The sequence below is a fragment of the Yersinia similis genome (genome assembly GCF_001053095.1).
GTDB lineage: Bacteria > Pseudomonadota > Gammaproteobacteria > Enterobacterales > Enterobacteriaceae > Yersinia > Yersinia similis.
Genome location: NZ_CGBP01000026.1, coordinates 41685 through 60753, shown reverse-complemented (window position 1 = coordinate 60753; position 19069 = coordinate 41685). Strand labels below are relative to the sequence as shown.

The window sequence follows — 19069 nt, the reverse complement described above, 5'->3', positions numbered from 1 at the left end:
GTGAGGCCGCATGCGCAAGGGAGTGAGGAACGAGCGAGTGCGAACGGGGGAAACGACGGCGAAGCGAACCCTTTTCAGGGTTGCGCCCCGTGCCAGTGTCTTTCACGGAGAAAGAGAACCCTCAGCGAAGCACCGGCTAAAGGATGGCACCATAAAAATCCGGCTTGCCGGTCCTCAGCGGCCCAACGGGCCAGTGAAAGCGGCCCAACGGGCCAGTGAAAGCGGCGCGGGCGAAAGACCGCTATCAGCGCCCCGCGCGCGCAAAGGACACGGAACGCATTCATGCTACGTCCTCACTCGGCCATAAATCCACACTCATGCTGCGTTTATTCATCTTAATCATCAGATCGTGATAGCCCTCCATCAAAGTAGACATGATGAAAGGGGGCAAACTCAGAAATTCAACAAAATCATCCCCGCCACAAGCGGCAGCGGATGCACGATGTAATGCCCCTCGGTCTGGCAAGTCAGCAGGACCGAGCCCAACGGCATAAGCAACAGTATGGCCCCCTTTCTGTTCGTCTTTGTTTACCATCACATACACCCCTTCATTCTTCACCAACAATAAGCCACTATGATGTCGGTTAATCTCTGCCAATACCGGTTTAAGACTCTTTGCGGTAAACTTCAACATGCTAATTTCCTTACTTTTGATTTCACATTAACCCTGATATTTTCTACGAGCACATCCCCTGCCCTGCACTATCAACACGTCTTTAGATAGTGATATTTGACGGTATCGATGAAGGCGCTTTTTTCATCCTGATCAATACCCAGCCAGACACAAAGCAGTCCGGCCAAAACATCTGCCGCCAACCCGTCATAGGGAATATCATGGAATTTGATTAGCTCTGCGCCGAAGGGCTCTACGACTTCATAAAGCCAAACTCCCTGAAATTCATAACCGGCTGATGTTAAATACTCAGCAACCGTTTCAACGGCCTCGGCATGAGGAATAAAGGCACTCAACAGCTCCATTTCGCTGATCTGTAAACATTGGGTCGCATGATTAAAGTCCTCACGTTGGTCCCGTGCGCCCATCGTCAGATAAATCGCACTCAAAACAATCGCGTCATCCATGGGAATGAACCTCCGACAACACTCGGTGGATCAAAGAAAGGTTATCGCTAGCCGCCACAGGCCTACCGTCTTTGCAATACACGCTGTAACAGTCTATTCCGACATACATCACATATTCGTCGGCCCCTGTTGCCTCGGCGGGAACGGCAAGTGTCCCTGTCGATTTGCCATAGCTGAAAACGTAATCAAACAAATCACTGATTTGATCTGGACTAAGCTCAACAATTGGGTTTATTTCCATCATTTATCCTCGCGGTCAATTGGCTTCTTTCTGGCGTTCAACCTTTTCCCTTGATGTGTCATGGGAGGCTGTTGCCGTGATAAAAAGACGTCGCCCGGCGATAAGATGAGTACACAAGCCTTTTTTATGGCTCGTCCGGAAAAAAGGCTTGTGTGCGAGGCGCGCTGGGCTAAAGTCTTTCGCGGCAACTGACTTCGGTGACAATGAGAGATGGAGGTGATAACCAGAAACCGGCTTGGCCGGTCCCTTAAAGCCCCTGCGGGGCGGTGATGGCGCTGGCAATAGCCAGCTGCAGGGGTGGAATTTGACGTTATCCATCAGACACTAGCCGAATGGCCCGAAACCTGTAGGGGTTCGGCGGAGACTGCAGGGGCGTAGCCACTGCTTGGCGGAGTGTGGCTCGACTGCTGAACGGCGTCAGCCGGTCAGCAGCCGGAGGTGGCAAGCAAGGTTTTTGGGTCTACTTTCACCAGGCGAATAATGAAATCAATCATTATAAATTCAATAAATAACAGTCATATATAAAATTTAAGCTATTTGTTTCCATTGATATTCTGCGGTTCACTGAGTCGCTATAAGCTATCAAAAGTATGCTAAGAATCAGTACGCGTAGCGCCGTTAGGCGCATTACGGCAGGCGAAGCCTGCCAGGGTTTTTCGCGGCATTTGGCAGGCCACCCCCTGCCTGGTTCTTTATTCCGGGAGTTTTCCACTACCACCCTGAATGATAAATTGGTTACAAATGTAAACTGATGCCTGCCACGTTAAATATTCACACATTGAATCGACAATCTGCGCGGTAGTTACGGGGGCCAGTTCATTGGCCTTTCTACGCTCATTGATCAGGTTTTTATACTGTCTGAGGATGTCACGGCTTTCTGGTTTGAGTTGCATGAAATGTCCTTAGCGGCAAGGTTCTTCCTGCCGCTTTACAGTGTCAGGATGTGAAAACAAAACCACTATAAAAAGTCAGGTCGCTGGTAAACAGATCCCGCGCGTATGCTTCAAAGTCGATATAATTCCGAAGACAGTCTGGAACTTCACTGAGTAGACCAGACTCCTCCACGTATTCGCGGGCGTAGTCTTCCTCACTTCCCGCCTCCCCGATATATGCATCCTGAAAACTATCGAAGTCACACTTTCCTGAGTATTCAGCCCAAGCCACAAATGCCTCGCTCCGCCCTTCTTCCCAAGCTTGTCTGAACGCTTCAATAAATGTCCAGTCAACATGGGATTCAGAAGCGTGCTTTGAGGGTATTCCTTCCCAATCCTGAAACATCAACTCTGGATCAGATTCGTCGCAGTGGATCTTGCTGCAAGCGGCGTAAAAATCCTCTTCACTGTCAAAATCAGTCAGATCCAACCACTGGCCAGCAATGCTGCCACAGTTGTATTTATGGTACGTGCCGACATAGACAGCAGGTGAAGTCGTGCTCATGTAAATTCCTCCGCAGGTTGTGGGATAACAACACCGGCTTACGCCGTGCCGACACGACAGACGGGCGCAAAGTGGAGGATGCAGGGGCGCTACCGGAAGCCGCAGCGCAAGCGAAGGAGGGAAGTGGACTGGACGGCCAGCGAGTGAATATTGAACGAGCGGGCAACGGGAAGAACACTGAGTGGATGAGTGCGAACGGGTGAGGATAGCGGCGAAGCGAACCCTTGCAGCCGTAGCGGCCCGTCTAAAGTGAAGGCACGGCGTTAGCCATCACAACGACCATATTGCAGAAGAAATAGATTTAATAACCGCCACTGCCTGCAGTGGCCAAGCTACCGTGCCTTTGCTCATAGCAAAGGGAACGAAAGCGGACGCTCTCGATGGCGTCCGTTTTCGCAGTTAACCGGGTAGGACACGGCCTAACCCGAGGAAAGAGCGCCCCATAGGGACGCTCATCAGTTTTAGCCACCAAAATGGGGAGGTTATCTATAATATATTCCGTCCAATTTCGCGGGAATACTCATATCCATCATCCCCCATAAACTCTTCAAACTCGATATTATCATTCGCTCCATCAACCAAATCCCCCTTGCTATATTCGCCATACCCACAGAACCCACACACTGATTCACTGAAATAGTGCATAACATCACAGTCAAATTGACGGCTCAACGCTCTTAGGCACTTTCCCATGACCTATGCCAAGTCACTCAAACTCAATTGCAATCATACCAATATCATTACACAATTAAAATCAATCTAAAATGATACTAATTTAATATTAAAACGATATTAATAAATTAATGATCAACCCGTGAGATAAAAGATAAGGTACGTGCACAGTAATGATTGACAATAGATAGTTAATCACTATCATCTTAATATTACTTTAATATTAAAAGGACTAACTATGATACTTACGGTTGGTAATACAAAAGGTGGGGTTGGAAAGTCCACTCTGGCAGTGAACATTGCAATAACCAGAGCTCTGCAAGGTAGGGATGTATGGCTTGTCGATGGTGATAAGCAAGGCTCATCCCAAACAGCTATTTATATACGGTCAGAGGCAGGCATTGAGCCAGGGATCGCTTGTTCGTTCTACCCAGATGGTCCCGTACTCCGGTCACAGGTACTTCAGCAAAGAGATAAATTCGATGACATCATTATTGAATGTGGAGGCCGTGATTCGACAGCTTTGCGGGCTGCGTTAACCTTAACGGATGTCCTTTTGGTTCCATTCATTCCTGGTAGCTTTGAAGTATGGGCAATGGAACATGTATCTGAGCTCATCAAAGAAGCACGTAGTGTGAGAGATAACTTGGTAACGTACTCCATCCTAAATAAAGCGGATACGAACCCTCGGACAAAAGACAATATTGAAGTAGTAGACGCGATTCGTGAATTTAGCGAAGTACAACTCATAGAAAATTATATCTACCAACGTAAAGCCTACGCCAATGCTGCAGGGTCTGGTCGCTGTGTAAAAGAGCTAAAACTTAGGAAAGCTGAAAAAGTAGCTATCGATGAATTAGATAAAATCATTTCAATCTTATTTAACGATTAATTTAATATTAAAAAACAATCAGGTTAATATCATATGGCTATTACAAAACCCCCTAAAAAGAAAACTGACATTGATAACATTGCAGCAGATGCATTCATCAGTGGAGCACCAGATGCCCAGGCAACAAAACCTAAAGGTGTGAAAAAAGGGAAAAAGCAGCAAATAACCCTGACGATATCCCCAGAACTATTAGAAAAAATTGATGAGAAAGCAGCCGAGATAGGGCAGTCACGAGCCGGTTACATCAATATGGCTTGCCATAATGCCGTTGATCACGGGATACAGATTAAAGGAAACAAAAGCGAGTTATAATCATTGTTAAACAACATTCATACACTATCATTTTAATATTAAAACAATATTAATTAACCATCAAAAACAGACTGTATTACATGGTTCGTCTGGACTTCCCAGACCAATCCCAAATGATTATTACAAATATAGTGATATCATATTTGTATATACTTATTTAGTGAAAATATGATGAAACTCTACAAACGCCGTACCCTTATTGAGCTGGATGAAGTATATATCCAGCAGCTCGATGACCTGAAAGGTATCCGTAATCTATCACGTAACCACCTGATAAAAATGGCCGTCGAAAATTTCTTACTGGATAACGGGCGTTTAAACCGTCGTGCCGCATTTGGTGCCTGGAAATCCTACCCAAACTTGCAACTTAAGGTGGGTGAATAATGGCCGTTATTGATACATGCGTACTGTTTGCCTATCTTCAGGGAGAGGGGAGGGCAAAGGTTTCTATTGAAGGAGCGTCTAACGCCAGCATCAGTGCAGCCAGCCGGTATATTATTTTCCGGGAAGCGCAGAAACTGCCCCCTCTAATCCGTCAAGAAACACAACGATTTATCAATAGCTTCAGTTGTATTGCTATCGATGACAGAGTCGCGGCTCTGGCCAGCGAACTACAATCTCGTTATAGCACGGTACTGAGTGATATCGGTGCGCTGGTCATCGCTTCTGCTCGTTCTCAACACGATGTACTCATTACACTCAATAACTCACTGGAGATACTGGGGAGTGATATTCTGGTATTGACGGATACCGCCCCGAAATAATCCGGTGGAATGGCCCAACTTGCCAATTCTATGGTTAGAATAGGCTATCAATTGCGACTTACGTAACCTAATGAATAATAATACAGAAGATACCACGACTGAACTTTCCCACCTGGCATTCTGTGCCCTCGTTGCGCTTCATCTGGCTTATAAAGAAGGAAAAGTCAGCGCACCAACTGCAGAGAACCTTTTTTTGGTTCGCTGGCTGTCCCTGGCACAGAAACAAAAGCGGTTTTCGAAACGCGTCGCACTGGATATCAAATGGTTACTGGATAAAGGTCGTCAGCAAGGTTTGACGAGTAAGCTGAAACAACACCTGGAATACTTGTGGCGCTCCTGCACCGGCGCTTTGGATAAGCAATCTGATTTGTTTCGACTGACATATGCCACGGAATGCCTGAAAGAAAAAGGGTGGGATAACGCCGTGATGAACAGCAGGGAATGGAAATCAGAAGAAATTGATGATCTTCCTCCAGGAACGTCTGGGTTTTATGTTGAAAAAGAGAAATTAAACGCGGGTTTCTCCGTGGGCGGGAAACAACTGCAGGCAGTACCGTTTCGGGTATCCGGTAACCTGAATGAATTTACTGAGGTATTGGGTCAGTATGCCCTGAGCATTAATGTTAAGACTTCGACCCCCACATATACACAAGTTGAACTCATCCCAACACCTGAGTTAGGAGACTGCGGGGAATAGAATTCGTTAAATTATCCCTCTTTTAGGTAGACCTTTTTCGTGTTGAGGATTAGATGGTTTCGGCAAATCGAGGTTGTTTCACTTCATTTTTAACCAACGAGGTCTCTGCAGTTTGCTGTTTACGAATTGCCTTCGTTTCATGGTAGTGCTGGGCACTTGCAGTTTCGATAAAGTGTTAAATATTGTGCAAAAGTAGACCAAGGGATCGGGGAATTATGGTGTAAAAGTGCACCACCCTGATTATTGATAAACTCTTCGTTTTTACGGAGATTTCCTTGGATGCTGTACATGGAAACCATACTTAAAGTCAGAAGGCGTTCTCTTAAACAGAGGCTCTCTCAGAGAGCCATACCGGTAAAATTCTGACAAGGTTGATGTAGAACGGTCTAGCGGGCGCACTTGCACAGCTACGCCCGAATCCTTACGTCTAGCCATTACTATAGCTCCAATGGCTCACACTAAATGATGACCTATCAACTATGGAATTATACGTTGTAATTGTCGGGAATGGAGTTGGTATAAATCAACATCTCACTGATTATCCGAAAGATTATGTATACGTTCCATTTACTTCCAACAACCGGCACAATCATCCCATCCTTGGCCAGTCTGATCGTTGGTCAGTAGGCAATCAATTACCATACAGTTACGAATATCCGCTATCATTTTAATTTCACTGAATAAATATTCTATCTGCTCTTTCAGTTGCTCATCATTTTCGGCAATCATCGGCAACCGGTATTCATTGCCACCTAAAGTTTGACCGTCAAATTCAGCTTCGATAAACCAGTCTATCAACTCCCGGGTTTTTTTCTTCCCACGGGTAAATTTACTGCCATTCTCTATCGACACAAACAGCGTCATGGAAAGTTGGGCAGGAGAGTCCACTATGTGCGGTAAAGTTCTTGCCTCGTTCTGGCTTACCGCATACTTGATGGCACTACTGATGGTACTCCGACTACAACCAATGGTTTTTTGAACCAGGCTCCAGGAACTGCCACTCAACAACAATCGATTGATGGCGTCGTAACGCGCCTTGTTAATCTGGCGACCCCGGTATTTCCCTGCCGCTTTAGCTTTGATGATCCCCTGTTGCTGGCGTTCCCGACGTTGTTCATAATCACGACGAGCAATCGCTGCCAGCATATCGAGTAGCATGTCATTGATGGCCGCAAACATCCGGTTATCAAATTCATTAGACTTGGGAGAAAGATGCTGCCAGGTGGTAGGGACATTGACAGCCACAACCCAGACACCACGTTGACGAATAATCGCTTTCAGTTTTTCCCACTCGTCCCCTTTGAGACGGGAAAGGCGATCAACATCCTCGATCAAAAGCACATCATCAGGCCGACTGTCGTTGAGCAGACGGAAAAGCTCAGGGCGTTCCAGACGAGCACCTGATTCATTCTCAGCATAATAGTTGCAGATGACAACATTATGCTCATGAGCAAAACGATCAAGCATATCGCGAGCGCGTTGCGCATCCTGTTCACTGGTGGAGGCACGCAGGTAGGCACGAATAAACATGGGCATGGTACTGTTTAGGTCCTTTAGTGATACCGGTCTGATTAGAGTTATTACTATAGGCTTATACAGTACCGGATTATACTAGTTCGGTATAGGGATACTTATACAGCACCAAAACCTCCCTTACCGCCGTCGCTCTATCGAAGTAATATCGACACAACAGAACTAGGCTGCTTTGTTCACGTACTAAGATTATTCCCCCGTACCGTTAGCTATCGCGGTTAATGCCTTGGGTATAGAGAATGGTCGGATCTCCTTGTTGGAGAAATGTACCCGGTAACACAGATACTGGGCATAGCTTCTATTTTCACGCAGTTCATAATCCACGCTGAACGCCGTGATGTTCCTGCCGTTCAGCGCCCAAGTCGGATACAACTCACAGTAACGCGTAAAGAGTTCGGTTAATTCATTAAACAACTCACCCTCAGTCAGCACTCCCATCCCCTTCACGTCCTGCCGTTGATCCTGAAAATATTTGGTCGCCTTGCCCAGTGTAGCGAAAGGGCGGCCGGCAATAGACAGCGGTTTTGCAGTACCCATCGATGTATATCCCTGTATCGGTTGTGCCTGTCGGGTATTTTACCGTAATGCAGCACCGTGCAGTCGGCAGAATTGGTCTTTTATTGAATATCGTCCATTTCGAGCCATGAATACGTGACAACGTCACCTTATTAGTTTGTTTATTTGTTAGTTTGTTATTTTCTTTTCGGGGTATATAATAAATGCACACTTCATCATCACGGCAGGGATATATATGCGACCAGCAACCTATGAACCACAACAGATCATCGAGGCAGGGCAGGTACTACAGGCTGAAGGGCGTAACATCACCGGGTTTGCGCTACGTAACAAGGTGGGCGGCGGCAATCCGGGACGCTTGAAGCAGATATGGGATGAGTACCTATCTTCGCAGACCGAAGTCACCGCCGAGCCGGTCGCTGAGTTGCCCGTCGAGGTTGCCGAGGAAGTGAAAGCCGTGTCGTCGGCACTGGCAGAACGTATCAGCCAGCTCGCCACCGAACTGAACGATAAAGCGGTTCGGGCAGCAGAACGCCGGGTGTCCGAGATCACCCGCGCTGCGGGTGAACAGACGGCGCAAGCCGAGCGAGAGCTGGCCGACGCTGCGCAGACCGTGGATGATTTGGAAGAACGGCTCGATGAACTGCGCGGAGAGTACACCACCACGCTGGCTGAACGGGACGAGGGTAGGGAGAAAGTGCAGGCGCAGGCCATAGAGCTGGCGCAGTTGCGCGAACGGCTAACCGCCGCCGAACAACAGCGCTCGGAGACGGAAAAAGCGGCGATGCTCGCCGCCGAACAACATAGCCAGCAGTTGGCAGACCTGCAAAAACGGCTGGCTAACGCCGAAAAGAAACTGACCGATAGTATCGCGCACCATGCGGCCGCGCTACACGAGGCCAAAACTCAGCACGCCGCCGAAACTAACGAACTGAAAACACAACATGCCCGGATCGAGGCAGAACTGCAAAAACGTCTCGATGTTGTCGACAAAGCTGCTTCACTGACCGAAGAACAACACCAGCGAGAAGTGCAAGGGTTGAAAGAGCGGTTAAATCTCGCGGAACAGTCGGCTACCGGTGCCGCCGAAAAAGCGGAAACCACCATTACGGCTATCACCGCCAAACATGGCATGGAACTGAAAACCCGGCAGGATGCACTGGATAAAGCACTCAGGGATGCGACAGAGGCGCGGGAAACCAAAGCGGCGCTGGCCGGGGAGATCAAGGCACTGAAAGAGCAGAACGGCCAGTTGGCTACCCTGCTGGCCGGAAACTCGGGATTGTAAGCCGGAAGCCGCCAAAATTTTGTGGCATCGATAATTAGCCTGAAGGGTCGCGGATAAGCACAGTCAGGCCAAACTAAGCCATCTACCAGAGCAAGCGGATCATCTACAGATGGTTCAACCGCAAGGGTGGGCACTGTCCCATGACATGGGAAAAGCTGGGTCTGATTCTGAAAATGCTGGGCTATCCATCGTTATGGAAAACCCGTTCAATGTTCCAGTCTGGCTGAATATGTGTGGGGACACTGATCTGTCGGGAGCCGGATGCGGTAGTTCCGCACGTCCGGTTCTGAGGAGGAGCCCCGACCGGGTAACCGGCGGGTCTACTCACCTCGGAACCCCAACTGATGTGCTTTCCTTTTGTTGAAAAACCTGAAAGGGTAATCGTGGGTTCTGATAAACTTCAACCATCTGACCAAGCTGATCTGGATTTAAATTAATCATCCAAAAGGAATGTAAGTAAATGGAAGACACCCAATCATCAAATGACGTATTAGCTAAGTACTTTGATGCTTTCTTACAAAAAACCAGCGGAACTTTACGAGAAAGTGTGAGAGATATTGAAACTGGCGCGATGAGATCTTTAGCGTTGATGTCACCATCTATCACACTTGGGTATACCAATCCACAATATGCGTCTCTCATGTCAGCATATAGTGATATGATTCGCGCAGAAGATCTGCGGATGATTTACTCCCTTAAGTCTATAATAGTAAAACCTACTGTAATTTATGAAATGACCTTGACTATAGTGACCTTCTTGTTTGCAACAATGCCTGAGCGAACTAAAAAAGATTTTACAGAAAGGCGCTCTGAGCTTGAAAAAAAAATTACCGATACAATTGCAAAGCAAGCTGTAAAGGCAGCAGCAAAGATTGCTCTAATTGAAGTTATTTCAAGATTGATAGCTTTAGAGGTGTCAGGCTCGCCAGATGTTATTTTAATGTCAAGAAAATTAGTGGCGAGAATGTTAACTATGTTTCAAATATATAGTTACTTTGATAAAGCTGCCGTGGCAGCCAGGCAGTTAAGGCGTGAGAATAAAATCATTTATAATATGTTGTATTCACAACAAGTCGAAATGCTTTACTTCATCATTGAAAAAAAGATAGACCCCTTAATAAAAGTAAGCCTCTCAAATGACCATACAAACGCTGATGCATTAATGTATGCTTTAGCAAACATATTCTATAAGAGGTGAGTCTTATGTTTAAATCTCTCGGCTCGGTTGCATTGGATATCTTAAGCTATATATTGGCGTTTATTTTCTCTGGTTTATCTATCCTAGTGGCTACACTCTTCCCTGAAAAGTTTGTCCTCTTCATTGCTGTTGTCGGGATTTTGTTTTCATTCTATATTAGCGATGTCTTGATAGACAAAGTAAGATGATTTTTATCGTTATTCAATTGCTTGCGTGAGTGCAAGCAATTGAATATGTAATATATATTCTAATAAACTCGATCATTCCAAATGCTATAACCAGATGTACCAGCTACTCTATGTTCCCATGTAATAGATTCATATTTCAAGGAAATTTGCTCATATGGCATTATCGCAGAACTATTAATTACATGTGGGTAAGTTGAACTCACATTCGCAATGGTTGCATTCGTTAGCTTAACCTCATAAAAAACTTCCATTACACCGGATTGATTAAGCCAGTAAACTTCAAAAATAGCGGTAAGCCTTTCATTATTGGATATTGCAACCCCGATTAATGGTGACGATTTATCTACAGGTTTTATGAATTCTATGGGATGGTGATTGCAATGTTGTTCACGTGACATACTATGGTTTAATGAAAGTACTTGGATTTCGTCCAAATGATTTTTCTGATACTTATTACCAATAGAATCGATACTGTTGCAACCAGCAGATATTACCCCTTGTTGCTCTCCGACTAAATTTAAAAAAATATTAAAACTCACAGTAATCTCCTTTTTGTGAATGCACTATCAATTCGATTACTATCCTATAGTGGTGTAATCTACATTGATGTCCCGTTATATCTGGCTATATCTCGGATATTGTTCCTGTTTTACAACTTCAGATACCGATTTTCTGCTAATGATTACATAAGTCTGTAGCTGACACACCGAATAAAAACAGGTCTACTGAGTATCAGGTCCCTTAGATGTACGCAGTGCATAGAAAGCGGCTCACTATTATCCCATATATTTCCAATACTCAACCGCTGAAGCCCGGCAACGCCGGTACGGATCATAAGAGATCCTGATAACCTTCAGCTCTGCTAAGCCATACAGATTTATTGGCGATACAAAAGTTTCACTTACCCTCCTGACACGGTGAACGGTCAGTGTGGCGTTTGCGACGCGCTGAGCGTGATTTCCGTGGCGTTAGTGGACGCGAATGCGGACGCTTACGAGGGTAAGGTCACGTTACTAGATTGCCTGGCTTTAGCCAGGAGCTACTCATATCCCTTTTCTGAGCGGCGCTGACGTTAGTCAGTTGCAAGAGAAGTCATTTATTTTTTAATCCACTGTAAAGCTGGACTGAATAAGTATCTTTTTTATGAAAAAAAACTTCTAACCGTAAGGTTAGGAATGTTTTGCGCCTTAATAAGGTTTCGTTTCCAGATAACTCAATCTGTTCGTTTGCGGATAAATGTGGGTAACTAACAGAGTATGGCCACTTTGTGATATTTGAGAGGAAAATGAGAAATAGACCAACTACCGACGGGTTATTCTTTATACATTTATGGCACAGGAGAAAACACGGAAACCGCCAGCGGCGGTAAGGGACTTATCTGTGGGGCCTAACGGTTAGTGGTAGGGGTCTGGCGGTTCGTGAGCCAGACCGATGTCTAATTGATGCAAACGTTGCCACACTAGCTTCTCAAAGCGTTCGGGCGTCATATGGTACAGTTCATCGTAAGACAATGTGCGTTGTAGGAAATGACTCATTTCATACACGCGATCATTAAGCTCTAACTTTCCAAGTCTGTTGGCGCGTTTTTGTCTGATAGCTTCACCTCTGCGACGAACCAGCGTTGCATGTCGCATACGGTCATACCAGCGCTTACGCGCTGTTTTCACAGAAATATCTTCTCCTGGTTGCAGGATGCCTTCAAGCTCGGCCTGTAAGCGTTCTTCCTGCTCCGCATAGAGTTTATCAAGGTTTACCCCTATCAACTTCCAGGCCTGCTCGGTCAAAATGATATGCTTTGGAAAAAATTTCTTATTGTAGGCATCCCACTGGACACCTTCTGGTAATGCGATAAGACCAAATTTATTGAGCTCTTGTAGTAACCGACAAATCCGGGTCACTGTCACAGCCGTTGTAGGTATGACGTTACCATTCTCATCTTTAGGGCTGAGTTCCGCAGCCAAACGGCTTTCGTTCATCGTGACGATATGTGTTGCTCTATCCGCACAGCTCACGAGTAATACAAACAGTGCATCAAGCAGTTGCTCCCGGACGACTCGGAAATCACGTTGGCGACCAACAGCTTTACGCGCCCAAACAAAATAGGGGTGTCGTGATATTCGAATCCGAAGAGATACTTTTCCGGTATGTTTATCTTTTTTTGTTAACCGGCGATAGGCATGGCCCAGTTCACCCGCCAACGGTTTGTAATGCTCTGGGCGGCTAAAGAATGGGTTAGGGCATTTACACGCAGTCGAATGTTCGCCTCTTCGGCGCTTAGTCGTTTTTGAAGGTGTTTCAGTTTTAGGTTCATCAATCCACTGCCAATAGGTGTCATCAGTCGCGGCACGCTCTAGCGCATCGAGATTGATATTTTCCCAGGAAGGATCAATTGATAGGTTTTCTGAATGTTTCTTAGTCACACCCGCCAGCACTTATGGCGGACAGGTATTGTGTTCTGAATTGCATGAGTTATAATCTCTACAGGCCAGCGCCTGCTTTGTGACCCCCTGATATCTGAACCTTCCGCCAAGTTGATACAGATTTCGGGGGGTTTTTGCATTCAAGGCCCACTGTTCTGGTACCTTTTCCCTTGAGCATTTAAGGATATGCCCATCCAACGCTACCATGCCGCCTAAAGCCACATAGCCTCTTATTCCTCTGCGCTCAGCCTCTTACAAGCCAATGACTTCAGCACAAATCTCTGCAAATATTACCTGTTTTTTCTCTGCTTGCAACCAATGGATCCCTGTCTAACGATCACCATCACACCTCAGACAAAAAATATTCTTATAAATCATAGAGGAGAACGATGACTCCGAAGGATCGCGCCTAAGTCCCTTCTGCTATTCTCAAAATACCCACTTTTTAAAAATATCCAAACAGGCATGCCAGCGTTGACATCTTTCGTTGCTACGGATAGCCTAGACTCACTACAGCAAAATCTGTAGTCGGGTGTGACAACTCGATACTCTAAGTGGCGTACATAGCACGCGACAGCGTGTTTTTTTGTGCGTAGACCTGATAGTCATCAATGGTGACTCAGGCGGGGCAGCCTTAGGGCTGGCCGGTACCCACTTAGGCCGGTTTGTCACCCTCGTCTGAGCCACCACCAAAGGGTGTGACAACTCCCGTGGGGCTAAAAACCTACTATGTGGAGTATTAACTATGCTCGTCAATATCTGCTTAAAAACCTCTCAATTCGATACATACACATTCCAGACATTCATCCTTCGCAAGATATATCGTCATCAACAATACCCCCCTACATTCTTTCATATAACAAGGGGTATATCATGTTGAATTTAGACGTATTCTGGAAACTTCGCCTTATGTTTCCTGAGCTGACCGAGTCACAATTTCAAGTGTTGATGTTCTATGCTTTTGGTTCAGATAATGAAAGTATTGCGGACATATTAGGTTGCTCAGTAGTAGCAATTAAAAAAACACTACAGAGAATCAAACAAGATCTATGTATTGATAAACTGGATACAGCTAGGATAATTTATCATTCAAGAATACAAACAGCGATGATGGCACCTGATGATTTCCCAAAAAAATATTACGAAGCCATGAATAAAAAACAATAATCACATTGGTTGTTTTTTAAACGAAAATGTAGGGTATTAGTCAAGTGGAGGATGTTAGTTGAATTTAACTTAAATTCTTTAAAACTAAAAAACGATATTTTTTAACAAAATGTCTCCTTCAGGTACCTATTTTTTCACCAAAAACCATGCGATGATCTCTTTCATCACTGTTATTTAAATAATTATTTCTTTTCTCCGCCAAGAGAAGAAATAAAGTAATAATATTAGATCTTCGTCATGACTGTGGTTTGCAATACTCGGGTATAAAACCAGTGCAGCGTTGATAACAGGTCGCAGTCCTGACGGAGATCTTTTTTCACCTTTGTATTGATTCCGGAAGCGGGATCATTTTTTGGAAGTGCGCCCATCATTCTGATGATTTTTCTGACTTATATCTATTTGACAAGGAAGACAAAAATCATGCTTAACTGGTATCTGGCTTGTCATCAACCGGGAAAGGAAACACTGTATAAAGCTCAACTGGAGCTGTCACGTTTGCATATTGATAGCTTCTGTCCGTTGATCCGCTTATCCCGACCACGACCCGACAGACCCAGCGGCAGATTGATTATTGAACCTCTTTTTTCTGGTTATATTTTTATTCAGTTTGATCCGGACATCACACATACAACCAAATTGACAGCATTATCGAGTGTCAGTCATTTCGTCAAATTTGGTTGTGATATAAGACCAATACCAAAGACAGTAATAGAATCCTTAATGCTACTCCCTCTCTGCCCGACAGAGAGGGATATAATAGCAGGTAGGTTTAAAGAAAAAATAGTGGCCATCACCAGGGTCAACAATAAACATGAGCGCACAGTAATGTTTCTCGCATTAATGGAAGCTCTTAACACACCATTACGTCAATCTGCTTAGTGTAGATATTATTTCTCTTAACTATCTATTTCATTTATATCAATAATCTTTCATTCCCCCTCTCTTCGCCGACAGCAATGTCGGTTTTCTCTATAAAAGGCCCCCTATGTCAGACATCACTGATTTATCGCGCACAACTATTAGTATCGCCGGCAGTCGCAGATTAATAATTGATAAACTAACTATCGACCTCAGCATTAAAACAGGTGTTCCACTGAGCAAAGCTGAAATTATTAATGCTGTTATTGACCGGATTAGTGACATACAGCATGAGAATCTTGTTGAGCGAATTATTCTGAATAGATTCCCTGCGGGTCGGGGGCCGCTAGCTTTTCGTAAACACAGTAAACCGTAACATACGGAGAATGACGATATGTCTATTACCATTACTGAAAAGGATTTACGTGAACTCTATATTCAACGCGCAGCCCGTGTTATTCAGTTTAAACGTGCGTGTCGGCTTCGAGCAAAAAATCCTGAGAAAATAACGCTTAACGACCTTTCAGCGTTACGTTACTTGATCATCGAAGCAGAGGACAATATCGTGACGTTTGAAAAGGAACACTTGCGTTAACCCTTTATCTCTCTGGAAATACCGTTTCTAAATACCTCACGTCCCGATTTTTTCCTCTACCTGATGAATCTTATGAAAATCATTCACACATCAATGCTGCTCCCCATTATATTGGGTGGCTGCAGCCTGCCGCATCGTCAGCCGGCCAGCAGCGACGCCCTACAATTTGTGGATGCACAGATACAAACAAACACTCAAATAATCATACTGGCTCAAGATTCATTGAAGCAAGCCAGTGCCATTACACAACGAGCACCAATCCCTGAATTATCCTCTAGCCTTAAGTCATCGGTCGTAGCATCCAATAGTGGCCAGATTAATCCATCCTCAATACGAGGGTTGAAAAACGCCAAATCTCTCGGTACGCCGGGGTTATTTACACTGATTAATCAGACCGCGCAAAATCAATCCCTTGATGTGGTTCTTCGCCAGATAGTTCCACAAGGATGGACAGTTGAATTCTCTGCGGATTTGAAGACAGTATCTCAGCAGCGGGTTAATCTTGAGGCCAATGACCAATGGCCGTTTGCACTGGACAGGCTCTTAATTCAACATCAATTAGTGGCGTTAATTAACTGGCCAACACAAAGAGTCTCTATTGCACGCTGGACAGCGTCATTTAATTCGGCCCCTGTGGCCACCGTATCCCCCGCGAAAACGGGTAATGCATCAGCATCGATAAAATCGCCGCCAGTAATATCGCCCGGACCACGGAATCCGTTCAGTGCATCAAGAACGGCAGGATCCACAGTCATTCAACCGGGTAAAACTGCGCCTTCATCCCTATCCCCCCCTCCCGTGCCGGCAAAAATTCCGGTGATTAAAACGGAGGTGAAGCCAGCCGCTGCGCCGAACGACTGGCGTGCTGAGAAAGGGTCAACTCTCAAAGATACCTTGTTCCTTTGGGCAGCCAATGCGAAATGCATCCAAGGTGAGAACGATACCTGGAGTGTGGTATGGATGACTGATGTCAACTACCGGATAGATGCCCCGCTGTCCTTTTCTGGTTCGTTCCGAGAAGCATTGAATGGCGTATTCCGCTTATATACCACGGCAACCGTTCCCCTTTATGCCGGTATCAGCACGACACAATGTTTGATTAAGGTGGACGATAAGGAGGTGCGCTAATGGGGCTTGGCTATTGGCTCTTGTCGATGTTTCTGGTTATCTTTCTGATGACGGCTGATATGGCGCACCGGAGAACGTATCAGACTCTGGAAATGTCTGAAAGTGAGAACAAACAGAGAGCCCGACAAACAGTGCTTTACATCAATGCCATCAATGACTATCTGTATGACCACCCACAAGACAATGGCGTGATAAACGACAATTTACTGGGTTTCAGTTCCCTCCCATCCCTGTCTCATATCATTCAAGATCGTCGTGTCTTTGTTTACCAACCCAACAACAGTGGCTTAATGAGCGCACTGAAAACGATGACCCGAGACTCTGCATTACTGGGCCGGGTACAAAATCGCCGCCTTATCGATAATCTCGGTACCGATATGCAAGTCTCTGTTCCTGAAGTTATTTCAGATACTTATCTCGTTTATATTAACTGACCTCTCGGACTCCTTATGCCTAAAACCCCAACAGCGCTGGCCTCGGCCATTGCGTTAAGCCTTCTGCTGTCTGGCTGTTCCAGTATGGACAGAATAAACCAGACAATGAAACAGACGGATACTGACTACGGTACTGCCACTGGCCATCTCAGCCAGATAGCGTCCGGTTCTCCAGTCCAGGACCTCACCACTCAATGGATCAATCCTGTCCCGCTCAACAGCCGAACACAAACACAGTCTCAACTCCCAGGTTGTACACCCACATTTAATCGTCCAGGTGAAGTCTCACTGGCTGAGGTAAGCGCCTTTATTACCCGGACGTGTAAAATACCGGTGGTGGTTACACCGGATGCACAAGCCGCGATGGCTCCAGGTCAGGGCAAAACAGAAAAAATTCAAGGGAGCATCCCCGCACCTGACAGCAATGGCATGGTCCCCTTGAATGCAATGGGGCGCGCGGCCCCCGTGGTTCGTGAGACCGGCGGCTCTGGCAATACGCTGCGGGGTGTTCACTGGGAGGGATCCCTTGCTGGCCTATTAGATAATGTGACAACGCGACTGGGATTATCCTGGCGTTATGAACAGGGCCGTATTTCCATTTTCTATGTCGATACACGCACCTTCCCCATCATGTTTATGGATTCGAAAACAGCGTTTAGCTCCAAAGTCATTAGTGGGACCACAACCTCATCAGGCACCTCCGGCAGCAGCAGTGGTGGCGGTCTCTCTGGTGATGTGAATACGTCACAGACAACAACGATGGAAATGAGTTCGGGCCTTTACAGTGACCTGGAAAACACGATCAAGGCAATGCTCACCCCGGGCGTTGGCCGGTTGTTCCTTGCTGCTGGAATGCTCACAGTAACTGATACGCCTCGCGTTCTTGATGCGGTCAACACCTACATTAATGACCGCAATACTGAACTCAACCGTCAGGTGGTCCTCAACGTTAAAGTCTATTCTGTTGAAAAACGGCGTCAGGACCAACTGGGGATTGATTGGAATGCGGTATTTACGTCTGGCAGTATCGGCGGCTCGTTAACCAGTGCATTTACAGATGCATCCACCAGTGCCATGACGGGAGGGTTATCGATACTTGATGGCAAATTTGCCAACTCAAAAGCCTTTGTCAATGCATTGGCTGAACAGGCAAATGTATCGTTAGTCACACAACAGGCCAGTACCACGACCAATATGTCAGCCGTACCGGTTCAGGTGGGTACACAACAAGATTATGCCAGTCAAGTCAATACTGATTCCACGGCCAATGTGGGTACCTCTACGTCGATAACAAAATCAACTATCACAACCGGCTTCAACATGACCATGTTGCCGTACATCATGCCGAAGTCATCCCAAATCCAGTTGCAGTTCAGTATCAACATGAGTGATGACCCAACATCACGCACATTCACCAGCGGTGAAAGCAGTATTGAGTTGATGAAAACCCGACTGAAAACATTCAATCAGCGCGTGATCTTAAGTTCTGGCCAAACATTGGTGCTCAGTGGATTTCAGCAAGTCAATAACACCGGAAGCAAGCAAGGCGTGGGGTCAGCCTCCTTCTTTGGGCTCGGTGGTGGGGCGAATGGTCAAAAGGACGACACCATGCTGGTTATTCTGATCACACCAACCCTTCTGAGGTGATC

The 19069-nt window shown here is 45.9% G+C and carries 23 protein-coding genes and 2 pseudogenes; 16 read left to right on the top strand and 9 right to left on the bottom strand.

The features are described 5' to 3' along the window. Positions 1–219 (top strand): hypothetical protein (locus tag AC971_RS25250; RefSeq protein ID WP_231573024.1); only part of this gene is annotated, 219 nt, incomplete at its 5' end. Positions 220–280: 61 nt separating this feature from the next. Here AC971_RS25250 and AC971_RS16805 read toward each other — a convergent pair. The 4 genes from AC971_RS16805 to AC971_RS16785 all read right to left on the bottom strand — a co-directional run bounded on the left by AC971_RS16805 (position 281) and on the right by AC971_RS16785 (position 2758). Further along, entirely contained in the window at positions 281–634 is a 354-nt protein-coding gene (locus tag AC971_RS16805) for a DUF3085 domain-containing protein (RefSeq protein WP_025384514.1), read from the bottom strand. Positions 635–705: 71 nt separating this feature from the next. Then, positions 706–1080 carry a hypothetical protein gene (locus AC971_RS16800; protein WP_025384513.1) on the bottom strand — a complete coding sequence of 125 codons (375 nt, stop codon included), beginning with the start codon at positions 1078–1080 and terminating at the stop codon, positions 706–708. A gap of 933 nt (positions 1081–2013) precedes the next feature. Then, a complete protein-coding gene (locus AC971_RS16790; RefSeq protein WP_025384511.1) occupies positions 2014–2214 on the bottom strand; it encodes a hypothetical protein in 201 nt (66 codons plus the stop codon). A 43-nt stretch (positions 2215–2257) separates the two neighbouring features. Continuing rightward, positions 2258–2758: an antirestriction protein ArdA gene (locus AC971_RS16785; RefSeq protein WP_040118653.1), complete on the bottom strand. Its 501-nt coding sequence runs from the start codon at positions 2756–2758 to the stop codon at positions 2258–2260. Between AC971_RS16785 and AC971_RS24780 the strand changes: the two genes are divergently transcribed. Next, the gene (locus AC971_RS24780; protein ID WP_197090733.1) at positions 2743–2961 is read left to right on the top strand and encodes a hypothetical protein; all 219 of its coding nucleotides are present in this window, start codon (positions 2743–2745) and stop codon (positions 2959–2961) included. The two genes, AC971_RS16785 and AC971_RS24780, sit on opposite strands and share 16 nt — an antisense overlap. A 283-nt stretch (positions 2962–3244) precedes the next feature. On the opposite strand, the gene AC971_RS25800 is transcribed toward AC971_RS24780, so the two are convergent. Next, positions 3245–3451, bottom strand: a complete 207-nt coding sequence (locus tag AC971_RS25800; protein ID WP_025384508.1) for a DUF1281 family ferredoxin-like fold protein — start codon at positions 3449–3451, stop codon at positions 3245–3247. Between the two features lie 217 nt (positions 3452–3668). Here AC971_RS25800 and AC971_RS16770 point away from each other — a divergent pair, with 217 nt between their 5' ends. The 5 genes from AC971_RS16770 to AC971_RS16750 all read left to right on the top strand — a co-directional run bounded on the left by AC971_RS16770 (position 3669) and on the right by AC971_RS16750 (position 6095). Next, positions 3669–4322 (top strand): AAA family ATPase, encoded by a 654-nt coding sequence (locus AC971_RS16770; protein WP_025384507.1) that lies wholly within the window; start codon positions 3669–3671, stop codon positions 4320–4322. A gap of 33 nt (positions 4323–4355) precedes the next feature. Then, positions 4356–4634 (top strand): CopG family transcriptional regulator, encoded by a 279-nt coding sequence (locus tag AC971_RS16765; RefSeq protein WP_025384506.1) that lies wholly within the window; start codon positions 4356–4358, stop codon positions 4632–4634. Positions 4635–4805: 171 nt separating this feature from the next. Continuing rightward, positions 4806–5018 (top strand): hypothetical protein, encoded by a 213-nt coding sequence (locus AC971_RS16760; protein ID WP_040118652.1) that lies wholly within the window; start codon positions 4806–4808, stop codon positions 5016–5018. After that, entirely contained in the window at positions 5018–5398 is a 381-nt protein-coding gene (locus AC971_RS16755; protein ID WP_025384504.1) for a PIN domain-containing protein, read from the top strand. Before AC971_RS16760 ends, AC971_RS16755 begins: the two co-directional genes overlap by 1 nt. A 70-nt stretch (positions 5399–5468) precedes the next feature. Beyond that, positions 5469–6095: a DUF2913 family protein gene (locus AC971_RS16750; RefSeq protein WP_025384503.1), complete on the top strand. Its 627-nt coding sequence runs from the start codon at positions 5469–5471 to the stop codon at positions 6093–6095. A gap of 930 nt (positions 6096–7025) precedes the next feature. On the opposite strand, the pseudogene AC971_RS25650 reads toward AC971_RS16750, so the two are convergent. Both AC971_RS25650 and AC971_RS16740 read right to left on the bottom strand, forming a co-directional pair. Continuing rightward, positions 7026–7631: pseudogene (locus AC971_RS25650) on the bottom strand (recombinase family protein); the annotation flags it as partial. A gap of 186 nt (positions 7632–7817) precedes the next feature. Beyond that, on the bottom strand, positions 7818–8165 hold the full coding sequence (locus tag AC971_RS16740) for a hypothetical protein (protein WP_025384501.1): 348 nt from the start codon (positions 8163–8165) through the stop codon (positions 7818–7820). A gap of 214 nt (positions 8166–8379) precedes the next feature. Between AC971_RS16740 and AC971_RS16735 the strand changes: the two genes are divergently transcribed. The 3 genes and pseudogenes from AC971_RS16735 to AC971_RS16730 all read left to right on the top strand — a co-directional run bounded on the left by AC971_RS16735 (position 8380) and on the right by AC971_RS16730 (position 10630). Continuing rightward, the gene (locus AC971_RS16735) at positions 8380–9432 is read left to right on the top strand and encodes a DNA-binding protein (RefSeq protein ID WP_025384500.1); all 1053 of its coding nucleotides are present in this window, start codon (positions 8380–8382) and stop codon (positions 9430–9432) included. Positions 9433–9512: 80 nt separating this feature from the next. Beyond that, positions 9513–9659, top strand: a pseudogene (locus AC971_RS24400) (group II intron reverse transcriptase/maturase); the annotation flags it as partial. A gap of 233 nt (positions 9660–9892) precedes the next feature. Further along, a complete protein-coding gene (locus AC971_RS16730; protein ID WP_025384499.1) occupies positions 9893–10630 on the top strand; it encodes a hypothetical protein in 738 nt (245 codons plus the stop codon). Between the two features lie 247 nt (positions 10631–10877). Here the strand turns inward: AC971_RS16730 and AC971_RS16720 are convergent, their stop codons facing one another. Continuing rightward, positions 10878–11357, bottom strand: a complete 480-nt coding sequence (locus AC971_RS16720) for an Hcp family type VI secretion system effector (protein WP_025384497.1) — start codon at positions 11355–11357, stop codon at positions 10878–10880. Between the two features lie 855 nt (positions 11358–12212). Next, a complete protein-coding gene (repA, locus tag AC971_RS16715) occupies positions 12213–13238 on the bottom strand; it encodes a plasmid replication initiator RepA (RefSeq protein WP_025384496.1) in 1026 nt (341 codons plus the stop codon). An 873-nt stretch (positions 13239–14111) separates the two neighbouring features. On the opposite strand from repA, the gene AC971_RS16710 reads away from it, so the two are divergent. From AC971_RS16710 to pilN, 6 genes are all read left to right on the top strand, one after another. Next, a complete protein-coding gene (locus AC971_RS16710) occupies positions 14112–14405 on the top strand; it encodes a sigma factor-like helix-turn-helix DNA-binding protein (RefSeq protein WP_025384495.1) in 294 nt (97 codons plus the stop codon). 420 nt (positions 14406–14825) lie between these two features. Next, entirely contained in the window at positions 14826–15284 is a 459-nt protein-coding gene (locus AC971_RS16705; protein ID WP_025384494.1) for a transcription termination/antitermination NusG family protein, read from the top strand. Between the two features lie 373 nt (positions 15285–15657). Beyond that, positions 15658–15858 carry a hypothetical protein gene (locus AC971_RS16695; protein ID WP_025384492.1) on the top strand — a complete coding sequence of 67 codons (201 nt, stop codon included), beginning with the start codon at positions 15658–15660 and terminating at the stop codon, positions 15856–15858. Between the two features lie 72 nt (positions 15859–15930). Next, entirely contained in the window at positions 15931–16986 is a 1056-nt protein-coding gene (locus AC971_RS22200) for a toxin co-regulated pilus biosynthesis Q family protein (RefSeq protein ID WP_025384491.1), read from the top strand. Beyond that, the gene (gene pilM / locus AC971_RS16685) at positions 16986–17420 is read left to right on the top strand and encodes a type IV pilus biogenesis protein PilM (RefSeq protein ID WP_048677755.1); all 435 of its coding nucleotides are present in this window, start codon (positions 16986–16988) and stop codon (positions 17418–17420) included. Before AC971_RS22200 ends, pilM begins: the two co-directional genes overlap by 1 nt. A 15-nt stretch (positions 17421–17435) precedes the next feature. Next, positions 17436–19067 (top strand): PilN family type IVB pilus formation outer membrane protein, encoded by a 1632-nt coding sequence (gene pilN, locus AC971_RS16680; RefSeq protein ID WP_048677754.1) that lies wholly within the window; start codon positions 17436–17438, stop codon positions 19065–19067. Positions 19068–19069: the final 2 nt, after the last annotated feature.